Annotated in this window: 11 protein-coding genes; 5 read left to right on the top strand and 6 right to left on the bottom strand. The window is 75.2% G+C overall.

Going from position 1 to position 14684, the window contains the following annotated elements:
- Window positions 1–113 precede the first annotated feature (113 nt).
- Entirely contained in the window at window positions 114–896 is a 783-nt protein-coding gene (locus ACFVN3_RS12875) for a helix-turn-helix domain-containing protein (protein ID WP_378233243.1), read from the top strand.
- A gap of 1 nt (window position 897) precedes the next feature.
- On the opposite strand, the gene ACFVN3_RS12870 is transcribed toward ACFVN3_RS12875, so the two are convergent.
- Complete coding sequence (locus ACFVN3_RS12870) at window positions 898–1476, bottom strand: dihydrofolate reductase family protein (protein ID WP_378233241.1); 579 nt, start codon at window positions 1474–1476, stop codon at window positions 898–900.
- 134 nt (window positions 1477–1610) lie between these two features.
- Between ACFVN3_RS12870 and ACFVN3_RS12865 the strand changes: the two genes are divergently transcribed.
- A complete protein-coding gene (locus ACFVN3_RS12865; RefSeq protein ID WP_378233240.1) occupies window positions 1611–2336 on the top strand; it encodes a nucleoside/nucleotide kinase family protein in 726 nt (241 codons plus the stop codon).
- Here ACFVN3_RS12865 and ACFVN3_RS12860 read toward each other — a convergent pair.
- The 5 genes from ACFVN3_RS12860 to ACFVN3_RS12840 all read right to left on the bottom strand — a co-directional run bounded on the left by ACFVN3_RS12860 (window position 2312) and on the right by ACFVN3_RS12840 (window position 8990).
- Entirely contained in the window at window positions 2312–3451 is a 1140-nt protein-coding gene (locus tag ACFVN3_RS12860; protein WP_378233239.1) for an endonuclease/exonuclease/phosphatase family protein, read from the bottom strand. The two genes, ACFVN3_RS12865 and ACFVN3_RS12860, sit on opposite strands and share 25 nt — an antisense overlap.
- Window positions 3452–3641: 190 nt before the next feature.
- On the bottom strand, window positions 3642–4115 hold the full coding sequence (locus tag ACFVN3_RS12855) for an HNH endonuclease (protein ID WP_154798684.1): 474 nt from the start codon (window positions 4113–4115) through the stop codon (window positions 3642–3644).
- A gap of 288 nt (window positions 4116–4403) precedes the next feature.
- Window positions 4404–5738, bottom strand: coding sequence for a low temperature requirement protein A (locus ACFVN3_RS12850; protein ID WP_378233238.1), 1335 nt, complete (start codon window positions 5736–5738; stop codon window positions 4404–4406).
- Window positions 5735–7258, bottom strand: coding sequence for an ATP-binding protein (locus tag ACFVN3_RS12845; RefSeq protein ID WP_378233237.1), 1524 nt, complete (start codon window positions 7256–7258; stop codon window positions 5735–5737). Before ACFVN3_RS12845 ends, ACFVN3_RS12850 begins: the two co-directional genes overlap by 4 nt.
- A 55-nt stretch (window positions 7259–7313) precedes the next feature.
- Window positions 7314–8990: an FAD-dependent oxidoreductase gene (locus ACFVN3_RS12840; RefSeq protein WP_378233236.1), complete on the bottom strand. Its 1677-nt coding sequence runs from the start codon at window positions 8988–8990 to the stop codon at window positions 7314–7316.
- Between the two features lie 185 nt (window positions 8991–9175).
- Between ACFVN3_RS12840 and ACFVN3_RS12835 the strand changes: the two genes are divergently transcribed.
- The 3 genes from ACFVN3_RS12835 to ACFVN3_RS12825 are packed head-to-tail and all read left to right on the top strand — an operon-like array spanning window position 9176 to window position 14684.
- Window positions 9176–10747, top strand: a complete 1572-nt coding sequence (locus ACFVN3_RS12835) for a pyridoxal phosphate-dependent decarboxylase family protein (protein WP_378233235.1) — start codon at window positions 9176–9178, stop codon at window positions 10745–10747.
- Complete coding sequence (locus ACFVN3_RS12830; RefSeq protein WP_378233234.1) at window positions 10744–12216, top strand: lysine N(6)-hydroxylase/L-ornithine N(5)-oxygenase family protein; 1473 nt, start codon at window positions 10744–10746, stop codon at window positions 12214–12216. Before ACFVN3_RS12835 ends, ACFVN3_RS12830 begins: the two co-directional genes overlap by 4 nt.
- Window positions 12213–14684, top strand: a complete 2472-nt coding sequence (locus ACFVN3_RS12825; protein WP_378233233.1) for a GNAT family N-acetyltransferase — start codon at window positions 12213–12215, stop codon at window positions 14682–14684. Before ACFVN3_RS12830 ends, ACFVN3_RS12825 begins: the two co-directional genes overlap by 4 nt.

The raw sequence follows: 14684 nt of genomic DNA, 5'->3' as shown, positions 1-14684 counted from the left end.
CTCGCGAGGTTAGGCTAACCACACCTGGCGGACGAACCGCGTCCGAACATGACACGACCCGTCCCGAAGACGACACGGCGACCTGGACCCGAGCCCAGGGGAGAGGAGGGCGCATGACCCCGACCGCGCTGGGCGCCGTCGTCCCCGAGCACTCCGTCCGCTTCCTCGGGCACGACACCCACGCCCACGACGAGCCGCACCTCGTCCATGTCGTCGCCGGCACCGCGGAGCTCGTCGTCGACGGCTCGCCCCTGACCCTGCGGACGCACGAGAACCTGTGGCTCGCCCCGCGCGTCCCGCACGCGATGCGCCTCCCGGGCGACTCGATGGCGCTCGGGCCCGTGCTCTCGCCCGGGGTCGAGCCGCCGACGCGCGTCCACCGCCTCGGCGTCGTGCCCGCGCTCACCACCGTGCTCACGGCCGTCCTGTGCGCGGCCCCGGCGACGCCCGAGCAGGTCGCACCGTTCCGCGCCGCGCTCGAGGACGTCCTGCGGGGGCTCGCGGGCGACTACTTCGTCCTGCGGCTGCCCGTGCACCCCGTCGCGCGGGCCGTGGCGGAGGAGGCCCGCCGGGGCGTCGCGACGCTCGACGAGCTCGCCGACCGGCGCCGCGCCAGCGCGCGGCACGTCCAGCGCCTCTTCGTCGAGGAGACCGGGCTCGCGTTCGGCCGCTGGCGCACGCGCGCCCACCTCAACGTCGCCGTCGCCCGGCTGCGTGGCGGGTCGCACCTCGACGCCGCGGCCCACGCCGCGGGCTACGCCTCGCGGGCGGGCCTGCTGCGCGCGCTGAGCCGCGAGACCGGGCTCCCGGTCGTGGACCTCGCGCGCAACCCTGTTGCGGCGCTCGCGTCCCGACCGCCCGAGGGGACGGACCGGGTCGTGCCGGCGAGCGCGTGAGCTAGGCCTGCCCGGCCGTCGGACCCGCCGTCCGGACGACCCGGTAGCGCAGCGCGGTCCGCGCGCCGAGCTCGTCGACGCGCACCTTCTCCAACGCGGCGGGCGACTCGCCGTCGAACAGCCGGACGCCGCCTCCGAGGAGGACCGGCATGACCTCCACCGCGAGCTCGTCGACGAGCCCGGCGGCCCAGAGCTGGCGGAAGACGTCCGCCCCGCCGATGAAGGTCACGTCGCGCTCGCCCGCGGCGTCGCGGGCCTGCCGGACCGCCGACTCGACGCCGTCCGTCACGAACGTGACCCACAGCCGCTCGTTGCGCTTCGGCGCGACCGGCGGCGGCGTGTGGGTGACGACGAAGATCGGCACCTGGAACTCGTAGCCGTCCGCGTAGCCGTCGGGGTCGGGTGCCATGTCGTACGTGCGCCGGCCCATGAGGACGGCGCCGGTGCGCTCCTGGAGCCCGCGCAGGTACGCGCTGCTCGCCAGCTCCTCGAAGTCCGCGTACAGCGCCTCGATGCTCCCGTCGGCGTCCTGGACGAAGCCGTCGAGCGACACCGCCGCTCCTGCGACCACCGTGGCCATGGGTCCTCCTGCGTTCGTGGGTCCTCGGTCGAGGGGTGAGACCCACCGGGTGCCGGCGACTCATCGGTCCCGACGCCGCGGACACCGGGAAGGGTGGGCCGCGGGCACGTCCACGGGCACGGGACACTGTGTCCATGACCGTCGAGAAGGGCCGCGCGCCGCACCCGCCCGTCGCCGCAGAGCCGTCGCCCGAGGTGACGGACGCCGTCGCGCTCCTGGCGCGGGTGCGCGCGCTCGTGGACCGGTCGACGGACGGGCGGGTCGTCGTCGGGATCGCGGGCAGCCCCGGGGCGGGCAAGACGACGCTCGCGCTCCGGCTCGTGGAGGCGATCGGACCGGAGGCGGTGCACCTGCCCATGGACGGGTTCCACCTCGCGAACGCGACGCTCGACCGGCTCGGCCGCCACGACCGCAAGGGCGCGCTCGACACGTTCGACGGCGACGGCTTCGTCGCCCTGCTGCGCCGGGTGCGCGAGGAGCGCGACCGCACCGTGTACGCGCCGTCGTTCCACCGCGAGGTCGACGAGCCCGTGGCCGGGGAGATCGCCGTCACCCCGGAGCACCGCGTCGTCGTGGTCGAGGGGAACTACCTGCTCGTGGCCGAGGGGCCCTGGGGGCGCGTGCGCGACCTGCTCGACGAGGCGTGGTTCTGTGGCACGGACGGCGGCGAGCGCGAGCGCCGCCTCGTCGACCGGCACACGCGCCACGGGCGCACGGTCGAGGCCGCGACCGCGTGGGCCACCGAGGTCGACGGGCGCAACGCGCTCCTCGTCGAGTCGACGCGGTCGCGCGCCGACCTCGTGGTGTCCGGCGCGATCCGGTTCGACGCCGTGCCTCAGCCGAGGTCCACGTCGGCGTAGAGCGCGGCGTGGTCGGAGGCGGCGTGCGTCGCCGACGTCATCGTGTCGTAGTGGGGGAACAACGTCCCCTTCGTGCCGCCCCACACGCCCATGCGGAACACCGACCCGCCGACGGTCCGGTCGAACAGCGCGGGGGACAGCAGCACGTAGTCGATCTTCTGGCTCGCGGTCCCGTTGCCGTAGGTGCCCGGCCGGCCGTCGCCGCGGAACGCCGTGTGCTCGCTCACGTCGCGTAGGTCGGTCCGCTCCAGCAGCGGGCGCAGCGGGGTGGACGCCGGGGTGTCGTTGAGGTCGCCCAAGACCACGACGTTCTCCTCGCCACGGGCGCGCAGGTCCGCGTAGATCGCGGCCGTGCGGGTCGCCTGCCGGCGCCGCGTCGCGTCGGACTCGGCCTGCGTGCCGTAGCCCTTGGACTTGAAGTGGTTGACGAGCACCGTGAGCGTGCCGCCCCCGGGCAGCTCGACGACGTACTCCGGGCAGTCGCGGCCGAACACCAGGCGCCCGCGCGAGTCGCGGTCGTCGACGTGCGAGCGCACGGTCCCGATCCGGTACGGGCGGGTCGTGAGCAGCCCGACGTCGATCCCGCGGTCGTCGTTGCCGTCGATGACCATGACGTGGGGGTAGACCGGGCGACCGGCGCGCGTGACGACGCCCGCGTCCGTGAAGTGCTTGAGCGCGACGCGGCTCTCGGCCTCGACGACGGCCAGGACGTCCGCGTCCACGTCGGCGACGACGCGGGCGGTGTGCGTCATGGCGAGCTCGTCGACCCGGTCCTTGACCAGGTCCACCCAGCCCACCCAGTCGCCGCGCCCGGTGGCGACGACCTCGGTGCGCGCCGTGCCCGCCGCCTGGGAGCCCGTGCGCCGTACGAGACGGCCGCGCACCTGGCGCAGCACCGCGAGCGCCGCGGAGTCGGAGCGCAGCAGGCCCAGGGTCTCCAGGTGCTGCAGGATCTCCGCCCGCACGTCGGGCCCGTACTGCTCCTCGGCGATCAGCGCGTTGACCCGGGCGTGCGCGGCCAGGACCGCGTTGCCGCCCGTGAGCGGGCCGGCCATCGCGCGCGGGCGCTCGAACAGGTTCTCGACGTTGAACGTCCCGATCCGGAACCTCGCCATCGTGGTCTCCCTCGCGCGGTCCGGGACCCGGGGTGGGTGCGAGACGCGGACCGGCTCTACCGGGAGGGAGGGGACGGCGTCCGGTCCCGGACGTCGGGACGGGGGACGGGCGACGGGAGGGGAAGCCCGGCCGGTGTCACCGCCACCGGCCGGGCGGCCTGGGACCGACCGGGGACCGGCCGGGGACCCGTCAGCGTCTGCGCGGGGCGGGCGCCGACGGGTAGATGTCGCGGAACGCGGGCTCGAACGGGCGTCTGAGCATCCGCAGCCCCGCCTGCTCGGGCGTGCGGCCGCCCTTGGCGGCGTTGCACGGCTCGCAGGCCGCGACCGCGTTGAGCCACGTCGTCGTCCCGCCCTGGCAGCGCGGGACCACGTGGTCCATGGTCGTCGCGGTCCCGCCGCAGTACGCGCAGCGGTACCGGTCGCGGCGCAGCAGCGCCGCGCGCGAGTACGGGACGCGACCCTGGCGCTCGTACACCCACCGCGCGTGCACGTACCGCACGAGCGCGACCGACCGCGGCCGCTGGTACGGCCCGAACGTCTCGCCCTCGACGGCCTCGAGCACCTCGGCGACCCGCCGGTGCAGCATGCGGATCGCGTGGCGCAACGACACGCGGCCGAGCTCCTGGCTGCCGCCGAGGTTGTAGATGACCACCTCGCTCATCGTCGCGCCTCCTGTCGTGTCGGCGGCCGTCATGGCCGCGCAGCCGGGTGGGACGACGAGAGCCGCCCCAGGACGGTGCCCCAGGACGGCTCTGCAGGTGGACGACGCACGTCGTCTACCTGAGGAGCGCCCTTCGGGACGGGTCGGTGGACCACTGGTGCAGCACGCGGGTCCACCTCTCCTTCACCGGTCGTCATGGTCGAGCGTCCGGGCGGGTTCGACCGGACGCCACGAGGCTATGCCCGCGAGCGCGGGACGTCCACGGTTTAGCGACGGCAGGTCGCCCGGTCAGGCGCGGTCGCCGGCCGGTGTGCGGGGAGAGCGGGTCCTGCCGACGAGGGCGAGCTGGACGAGCAGCGCGCCCGACAGCACCCAGACCAGGCCCGCGGCCGAGATCGTCCCGCCCGCGAGCCACGCGACCGCGCCGGCGATCACGACCGGGACGGCGAGCAGGACGGCGGTCCGCGCGTCGCGCAGCGCGGCGTGCACCCCCGCGGACACGAGCCCGTGCACGGCGAACGCGCCGACGAGCAGCGCGAGCTCGCCGGGATCGAGCGCGCGCGCCGGACGGTCCAGGACGCCGCCGAGCGCGCCCGCGAGCGTGGCCAGGGCGCCCGTCGTGACCAGGTGCAGGAACCACGCCGACCGCGGCGGCACCCCGGCCGGGCGCAGCAGCGCGACGCCCGCGTAGCCCGACCGCACGGTGAGGGCCCACAGGCCGACCAGGAGCGTGAACGCCCCCGCTCCGGCGACGAGGAGCGTGCGGTCCCACTCGGCCTCGCTCGCGGCGTCGATGGCTTGGATGAGCCCCTCGCCGAGCACGATGATGACGAACAGGCCCAGCCGTTCGCCGAGGTGCGGGACGTCGCTCACGGCCGCGTCGACCGTCGTCGGCACCTCGAGACCCTCCGCGCCCCGCGCGCCTCCCGCACCCCGCCGTCCGTCGCGTCCGCGCCTCGCCTCGGCCTGGCCCGCGGGCACACGCTCGTCGCGCCCCCGGGCAGCGCCCCCCGGGCGGTCGGGCCGGCCGCCGCGCCCGCGACCCCGGCGCTCGCGGACCTCGTCGAGGCGCTCCTGGGCGCGCTGCACGAGGCGTTCGCCCGAGAGGGTGAGGAGCAGCAGGAGGTCGATCGCGAGGCCGACGGCCCACAGCGTGTACCGGGTCTGCCCGTCGAACCACCACGACACGATCCACGGCACGACGCCGGTCAGCGCCTGCACCACCGGCAGGTCGACGACCACGGTCGTACGGCGCCAGGGGCGCGCGGCGACGAGCCGACCCACGACGTACGCGACGGCGAACGCCTGCGCGTGCTCGTCGTGGATGCCGGGCACCGCGGCGATCATCACGGCGAGCGCCGCCATCCCGGCGAGGATGGGCAGCGCCCGGGCGCCCTCGCCCGCGACGTTGCCGTACGTGGTGAAGCACGCCCACACGAGCCAGAACGCCGTGTACGCGACGACGTAGAGGGCGAGCCCACCGCGGTCGTGGTCCTCCTGGAGCAGGTGGGCGAGCATGCCGATGCCCGCGACGACGACGAGGTCGAAGAAGAGCTCGAGCCACGACGCGTGGCGCTCCTCGCCGACGGGCGACGTCCCCGCGGCGGGGGCGGGGGTCGTCACGGCTCCGGGGTCGGTGCGGGCTGCGTCGGGGTCTGCGCGGGCTCGAGCGGCAGGTGCACGACGAACCGCGTGTCGCCGGGCACGGACGTCACGGTGAGGTCGCCGTGGTGCTTGTTGACCACGATCCGCCACGAGATGTCGAGGCCGAGCCCGGTGCCCTGCCCGACCGGCTTGGTCGTGAAGAACGGCTCGAAGATGCGGGGGCGGACGTCGTCGGGGATGCCGGGGCCGGTGTCGGCGATCTCGACCTCGGCGCGGTCGTCGACGCGGCGGGTCGTGACCGTGAGCGTGCCGGTCCCGCCCATGGCCTGCGCGGCGTTCTCGACGAGGTTGGTCCAGACCTGGTTGAGCTCCGCGGCGTAGACGGGCACGGGCGGCAGGTCCGGGGAGTAGCGCCGGACGACCTCGACGCCCGCGAGCGCGTGGTCGAGCATCGTCAGCGTGGAGTCGAGCAGCTCGTGCAGGTCGACCGGTCGGAACGGCGCGCGGTCGAGCTGGGAGTACTGCCGCGCGGCCCCGACGAGGGAGGAGATGCGCACGGTGGCGTCCTCGATCTCGGCCATGAGCTGCTCGGTCTCGATCGTGTATGCGAGCCAGCTCACCGCGCCCGTGAGCGCTCCGGCGTCGACGCGCGCGGCGACGCGGTCGAGCCAGGGCTCGTCGATGCCGGCCTGGACGAGCGCGGGGGAGACGCGCCAGCCCTCCGGGAGGCCGTGGTCGTCGAGCCAGTCGGTGAGGCGGTCCTCGAGGTCGGACGTCTCCAGCGCGCCGACGGCGTCGGCCGTCCGGGTGTCCGCGTAGCGCTCGAGCGCCTCCTCCTGGAGCCGGATGAGCTCGGCGAGGGTGGCCCGGTCGTAGGGGCCGTCGGCGATGAGCGCGAGCTTGTGCCGCATGGCCGCGACGCGCTCGCGCAGGGTCCCGGTCGCGCGCACCGCCGCCGCGGCAGGGTTGTTGAGCTCGTGCGTGAGACCTGCGGACAGCGACCCGAGGGCGAGCAGCCGCTCGCGCTGCCCGACGAGCTGCTGCGCGTCGCGCGTGCCCCAGAACACGCCCTCGAGCAGGTGCACCGCCATGGGGAACCACTCCGTCATGAGCTTGGCGAAGTCGTGCGCCTCGAGCACGAAGAAGCGGGACGGCTCCAGGGCGCGCGCCGAGTGCAGGTACGTCTGGGGCAGGCGGTCGCCGAGGTAGGCGTTCCACGCCCCCATGTAGACGCCGACCTGGTGCGTGCGCGAGACCTCGACCTCGTCCTCGCCGACGCGCCGGTAGAGGGCGACGCCGCCGTCGAGCATGACGTAGAAGGACTCGGCGGGCGTGCCCTCGTGGAACAGCCAGCCCGCGTCGTGGCGCTCGACGTGGCCGGTCGCGCACAGCCACGCGAGCTGGTCGTCGGTGAGGTGCTCGAACAGGAACGTCGCCCGCAGCTCGTCGACGTCGCAGGGCAGCCACCCGCGCGCGGCGGCCGCAGCGGAGGTGCCCGGGGTGGGCGGGGTCGTGGTGGGGTCCTCGGTGCTGGTCACGGTGTCGCCTCCGGGTTCGGGTCGGGGCTGTGTCGCGCGGGACGGAAGGGTGGGGTCAGAGCTGTTCGAGGTAGCGGTGCACGAGCATGACGGCCATGGCGCCCTCGCCCACGGCGGACGCGACGCGCTTGGCGGACTCCGAGCGCACGTCCCCGGCGGCGAACACGCCGGGCACGGACGTCTCGAGGTGGTAGGGCGGGCGGTCGAGCGACCACCCGGCGGGCAGGGCGCCGTCGCGCAGCAGGTCCGGACCGGCGAGCACGTACCCGCGCGGGTCGCGTGCGACGACGCCGTCGAGCCAGTCGGTGCGGGGCGCGGCGCCGATGAAGACGAACGCCCACCCGCACTCGACGCGCGTGGTCGTGCCGGTGTCGACGTCGTGCAGCTCGAGGTGCTCCAGGTGGTCGTCGCCCGACGCCGAGACGACCTCCGTGCGGGTCAGGACGCGCACGCGGGGGTGCGCCTCGACCTGCTCGACGAGGTAGGACGACATCGAGCGGGCGAGGGAGTCGCCGCGGATCACGAGCGTGACCCGCTTGGCCTCGCGGGCCAGGTACAGGGCCGCCTGGCCGGCCGAGTTGGCGCCGCCGACCACGTACACCTCCTGGTCGTGGCACGCGGTGGCCTCCGTGAGCGCCGACCCGTAGAACACGCCGCGCCCGACGAGGTCGCCGAGCCCCGGGCCGTCGAGCAGCCGGTACGACACGCCCGAGGCGAGGATGACGGTGTGGGCGTCGATCGACGTGCCGTCCGGGAAGCGCACGCTGCGCGCGGGCCCCTCCACGTCGAGCTCCACCGCGTCGCGGGTCGTGACGATCTCGGCCCCGAACCGCACGGCCTGGCGTCGCGCGCGCTCGGCGAGCTGCGCGCCCGAGATCCCGTCGGGGAAGCCGAGGTAGTTGTCGATGCGCGAGCTCTGCCCGGCCTGCCCGCCCGTGGCCGTGCGCTCGACGAGCACCGTCCGCAGCCCCTCGGACGCCCCGTAGAGCGCGGCGCTGAGCCCGGCGGGACCTCCGCCCACGACGACGAGGTCGTAGAAGTCGGCCGTGGGCCGGGTGGCGAGCCCGACGCGCTCGGCGAGCGTGGCGTCGTCGGGCGCGACGAGCGCCTCGCCCTCGGGCGTCACCACGAGGGGGAGGGTCTCGCCGTCGGTCTGGGCCGCGGTGAGCAGGCGCGCGCCCTCGGCGGACTCCGAGGGGTACCAGCGGTAGGGGACGCGGTTGCGCGCGAGGAACTCGCGCACCTGCGAGGAGCGCGCCGACCACCGGTGCCCGACGACGACCGTCTCGGCCGGGCGGCTCCGGTCCGTGGCGGACCACGCCTCGAGCTGGGCGTCCACGACCGGGTACAGCTTCTCCTCGGGCGGGTCCCACGGCTTGAGCAGGTAGTAGTCGAGGTCGACGACGTTGATCGCCTCGATGGCGGCCTCGGTGTCCGCGTAGGCGGTCAGCAGGACGCGCCGCGCGGCGGGGAAGAGGTCCATCGCCTGCTCGAGGAGCTCGACCCCGGTCATGCCGGGCATGCGGTGGTCGGCGAGCACGACGGCGACGTCCTCGCCCCGCAGCGCGAGCTCGCGCAGCGCGTCGAGCGTCTCGGCACCCGACTCGGCGCGCACGATGCGGTACCGGTCGCCGTAGCGGCGGCGCAGGTCGCGCGCGACGGCGCGCGAGACCCCGGGGTCGTCGTCCACGGTGACGATGGCGGGGCGGGTCGTCGCGACGGTGGGTTCCACACGGCCTCCTCGGGAGCCACGGACGGGCGAGTGCCATCCTCTCGCCACCGGGGTCCCGCGTCCACGGCGGCGTGGCGCAGGTCACTCTTGACGACCCGTGCCGCTGCGCTAGGTTAGGCAAGGCAAACCTCAGGTTGCCCCGTCGCGATCCGTGACGGTCCTCTCCCCGTACTTGGAGCCTCGCCATGCTCTCAGCACGATCCGTCGCGCCCACGCACGGTACCTCGACCGCCGCGGCCCTGCTCACGGGCACCACCGCGGGCGACTACGCGAGCACCCTGCACGCCGTCGTCGACGACGTGGCCGCGCGCGTGGCCACTGTGTCCCAGCCGTGGTCGGGCGCGAGCCGCGCGCAGCTGGAGGCGCTCGTCGACGCGGTCGACCTGGACTCCGCGGGCGTCGGCACCGACACGGCGCTGCGCGAGGCCGCCGACCTCTACGCGACCCACGCGGTGTGGTTCCACGACCCGGCCTACGTCGCCCACCTCAACTGCCCGGTCGCCCTGCCCGCCGTCGGCGCCGAGGCGATGCTCGCGGCGATCAACACGTCCGTCGACACGTTCGACCAGTCGACCGTCGCGACCCTCATGGAGCGGCGCGTCGTCGCGTGGACCGCGGGGCGCATCGGGTACGCCGCGGGCGACGGCGTGCTCACCTCCGGGGGCACGCAGTCCAACCTGCACGCGCTCTTCCTCGCCCGGGAGCGCGCGGTCGAGCGCGCAGCCCGAGCGGGCGGTCCCGGCCGGTCGACCCTGCTGCCGCGCCTGCGCGTCCTCGCGGCCGCGTCGAGCCACTTCAGCGTGGCCCGCTCGGCCCTGCTGCTCGGCCTGGCCGACGACGCCGTGGTCCACGTCGCGGCCGACACCGACGGCCGCCTCGACCCCGCAGCGCTCGCCGCGGAGATCGGCGCGGTGCGCGCGGCGGGCGACGTCGTCATGGCGGTCGTCGCGACGGCAGGCACGACGGACCGCGGCTGCGTGGACCCTCTCGACGCGGTCGCGGACGCGTGCGACGCGACAGACGTGTGGCTGCACGTCGACGCAGCGTACGGCTGCGGGCTGCTCGTGTCCCCGACGCGGCGGCACCTGCTCGACGGGATCGAGCGGTCGCGGTCGGTGACCGTCGACTACCACAAGGCGTTCTTCCAGCCCGTGTCCGCGAGCGCGCTGATCGTGCGCGAGCGCGCCGACCTGGAGCGCGTGGCCCACCACGCCGACTACCTCAACCCGCGCGAGAACGCCGAGCCCAACCAGGTCGACGTGTCGCTGCAGACGACCCGGCGCTTCGACGCGCTCAAGCTCTGGGCCACGCTGCGCGCGCTCGGCCCGGACGGCGTCGGCGCGATGGTCGACGCGGTGTGCGACCTGGCCGCCGCGGTGCACGCCGACCTCGCGGACGACCCCGTGCTGCGCGTCGTCGGGCGCACAGACCTCTCCACGGTCCTGTTCCGGTACGAGCCGCCGGGCCTGGCGGCGGAGCACGCCGACCGGCTCGTGCCGCTCGTGCGCCGCGTGCTGTTCGAGTCCGGGCGCGCGGTCGTCGCCAAGACCGTGCTCGACGGCGTCCCGTGCCTCAAGCTCACGCTCCTCAACCCGACCGTGACCCTGGCGGACGTGCGCCACGTCCTCGACCTCGTGCGCACGACCGCGCAGGCGCTCGTCGAGCGCGACGCGCTGCTGGGGGACGAGGACGGCGACGACGCGCACGCCGCGGACCTCGTCGCCTCGCTCGCGACGGCCGGGGCGGTGGCCCGGTGAGCGCCGCGACCGTGAGCCACGGCGCGGCGAGCCACGACCCGGCCCGCGTACGGGACGTCGTCGGGGTGGGCATCGGGCCGTTCAACCTCGGCCTGGCGGCGCTGTCCGCGCCGCTCGACGACGTCGACGCCGTCTTCCTCGACGCCGCGCCGGAGTTCCGCTGGCACCCCGGCATGATGATCGAGGGCGCGACGATCCAGGTCCCGTTCCTCGCGGACCTCGTCACCATGGCGGACCCCACGTCGCCGTACTCGTTCCTGGCGTTCCTCAAGGCCACGGGCCGGCTGTACCCGTTCTACATCCGCGAGTCGTTCTACCCGCTGCGCGCCGAGTACGACGCCTACTGCCGCTGGGTCGCGGCGCGGCTGACGTCGCTGCGCTGGTCGCGGCGCGTCGTCGCGGTCGAGCACGACCCGGCCGCCGACGCGTTCGTCGTGCGGGCCGAGGTCCTCGACACCGACGGCGCCGTCACCGCGACCGAGGAGCACCGCGGCCGCCACCTCGTGCTCGGCGTCGGCACCGCCCCGGTGCTGCCGCCCGCGCTGCGGGCGCTCGCGGACGAGGTCGCGCGCGGCGAGCACCCGGGCGCCGGGCCGCTTGTGCACAGCGCGCGGTACCTGCCGCACCGCGACGCGCTCGTCGACTCCGGCTCGGTCACGGTCGTCGGCAGCGGCCAGTCGGCCGCCGAGGTGTACCGCGACCTGCTCGAGGGAGTGCACGGCGACGCGCACGGACCCGGGTACCGGCTGGACTGGGTGACGCGCTCGCCGCGCTTCTTCCCCATGGAGTACACCAAGCTCACGCTCGAGATGACGTCGCCGGAGTACACCGACCACTTCCACGCGCTGCCGCTCGAGCTGCGCCAGCTCCTCGGCCGCGAGCAGCGCGGCCTGTACAAGGGGATCAGCGGCGACCTCGTGGACGAGATCTACGACGCGCTCTACCGCCTGAGCCTCGACCGCCCGGTGCCGACGACGCTGCTCACGGACACCGAGGTCGTGGCCGCGCGCTACGAGCCGGGGTCCGGTGAGGCGGGGGAGTACGTGCTGCGCCTGCGCCACGCCCAGCTCGGACGCGAGGTCGAGCGCCGCACGCGCGCGCTCGTCGCCGCGACGGGCTATGCCGCGGCGGTCCCCGCGTTCCTCGACCCCGTGCGGCACCTGCTCCGGTTCGACGAGCTCGGGCGGTTCGACGTCGCGCGCGACTACACGGTCGACGACGTGCGCCGCGTGCACGTGCTCAACGGGGAGGAGCACACGCACGGGATCACGGCGCCGGACCTCGGGTTCGCCGCGTGGCGCAACGCCGTGGTGCTGCGCACCGTCACGGGGCGCGAGGTGTACCCGGTCGAGGAGCGCATCGCGTTCCAGACGTTCGGCCTGCCCGACGACGCGGCCACGTCTCCCACCACGACCCCTGCAGGCGCGCCCGTGACCGTCGGCGAGAACGCGGGAGGCGAGGCCCGATGAGCACGGTGATCACCACCCCGTCGTCCGTACCCCGGGCGGGCGACCGTGCTCCGGCCGCGACCCCGGACCCCGCGTTCGCGGTGCGGGTCCGCCTCGGCGCCGGCCGTGCTGACGTCTCGCTCGACGCCGTCGACCCGGCGCGCGACGCCGCGCTCGTGCAGGGCTGGCTCGCCCACCCGCGCTCGGCGTTCTGGCAGCTCGGCCACCTGGACGTGGACGGCGTGCGCGCCTACCTCGCCGAGGTGACCGCCGACCCGCACCAGGACGCGTGGCTCGGCCGCGTCGACGGCGTGCCCGCGTTCCTCGTCGAGACCTACGACCCGGCGCGCGTCACGCTCGCCGACGTCCCCGCCGCCGTCGCGCTCCTGGAGCCGGGCGACGTGGGGATGCACCTGCTCGTCGCGCCGCCGGCGGGACCCGCGCGCAGCGGGTTCACGTCCGCGGTGATGGGCGCCGTCGTGCGGTTCTGCCTCGACCCCGCCGGGCGCGGGGCACGGCGCGTCGTCGTCGAGCCGGACGTGCGCAACGCCGCGATCGCCGCGAAGAACGCGGCGGCCGGGTTCCGCGTGCTGCGCGCGCTCGAGCTCCCGGGCAAGACGGCGCACCTCGCGGTCGCGACCCGAGCCGACCTGGACGCGAGCCCGCTGGGCGACGGCGTCGACCTCGCCCCGCACCTGCGGCCCGACCTGGCCGACCGGGCGCACCGCCACCTCGTCGCCAAGGCGATCGCCGAGCTCACGCACGAGCGCCTGCTCGCGCCGCGCGCCGAGGTCTGGCCGGTCGGGGACGGCCCGGGCGAGTACGTGCTGCCCGTCGCGGGCGGTTCCGTCGAGTACCGGTTCGTCGCGCGCCGCTACGCGCTGGAGCACTGGGTGCTCGACGAGGCGTCGATCCGGCGCACCGCCGTGCCGCCGGGGGCGTCCGCACAGGCGCGCGTGCCGCGCGACCTGCCCGTGGACGCGCTCGACCTCGTCGTCGAGCTCCAGCCCGACCTCGACATCCCCGACGACCTGCTCGCCACCTACCTCGAGGAGGTGTCCTCGACGCTCGCGAGCGCGACCGCCAAGACCGAGCGGTACGAGCGCACCGGCGGCCCGAGCGCCGTCGACCTGCTCGGCGCCTCTTTCCAGGAGGTCGAGGCGGCCATGACCGAGGGGCACCCGGGGTTCGTCGCGAACAACGGGCGCATCGGGTTCGGCCTCGCCGAGTACCGCGCGTACGCGCCCGAGAACGGCGGGCGCGTGCGCCTCGTGTGGCTCGCCGCCCGCCGCGAGCACACCCATCTCGCGCTCGGCGCAGGGCTCGACGAGGCGTCGCACTACGCCGGCGAGCTGTCCGACGACGAGCGCGCCGCGTTCGCGGACCGGCTCGCCGCGCGCGGCCTCGACCCGGCCGACTACCTCTACCTGCCCGTGCACCCGTGGCAGTGGGAGCACCGCGTGCCCATCACGTTCGCCGCCGACGTCGCGCGCGGCGACCTGGTGCCGGTCGGTCAGGGGGCCGACGAGTACCAGCCGCAGCAGTCGATCCGCACGCTGTTCAACCTCACCCGGCCCGGCCGCCACTACGTCAAGGTCGCGCTCGCGATCCAGAACATGGGGTTCCTGCGCGGGCTGTCGCCCGCCTACATGCGCGACACCCCCGCGATCAACGACTGGGTGGCCGACCTCGTCGCCGCCGACCCCGAGCTCGGCGGCCGCGGCTTCACCGTGCTGCGCGAGCTCGCCTCGATCGGGTACACCGGCGACGTCTACCACCGCACCGCGACCCCGTCGCCGCACCGCAAGATGCTCGCCGCCCTGTGGCGCGAGAGCCCCGTGCCGCGCACCGCGCCCGGGGAGCGCCTTGCCACCATGGCCTCGCTCCTGCACCGCGACCCCGACGGCGCCGCGCACGCCACGGCGCTCGTGCGCGCGTCCGGGCTCGACCCCGCCGACTGGGTGCGCGCCTACCTCGACGCCTACCTGCGCCCGCTGGCCCACGCGCTGCTCGCGCACGACCTCGCGTTCATGCCGCACGGGGAGAACCTCATCCTCGTCCTGCGCGACCACGTGGTCGTCCGCGCGGTCATGAAGGACGTCGGCGAGGAGATCGCCATCCTCGGGGACGCCCCGCTCCCGCCCGGCGTCGAGCGCGTGCGTGCCGTCGTCGACGACGAGGAGAAGGCGCTCGCGGTCTTCACCGACGTGTACGACGGCGTCCTGCGCCACCTCGCCGCGATCCTCGCCGGGGACGGGGTGCTGTCCGAGGACCGGTTCTGGCGCCTCGTCGCCGAGTGCCTCGACGCCCACCGCGCGGACCACCCCGACCTGCGCAGCGGCGTCGACCTGCGGGCACCGCGGTTCGCGCACTCGTGCCTCAACCGGCTCCAGCTGCGCAACACGCTCCAGATGGTCGACCTCGCCGACCAGTCCGCGTCGTTGCTCTACGCGGGCACGCTCGCCAACCCCGCCGCGCGGGACGCCTGA

The organism is Cellulosimicrobium sp. NPDC057862, assembly GCF_042797035.1.
Classification (GTDB): Bacteria; Actinomycetota; Actinomycetes; order Actinomycetales; family Cellulomonadaceae; genus Cellulosimicrobium.
Note: the sequence above shows the minus strand (reverse complement) of the source record. Positions and strands in the feature narration are given on the sequence as shown.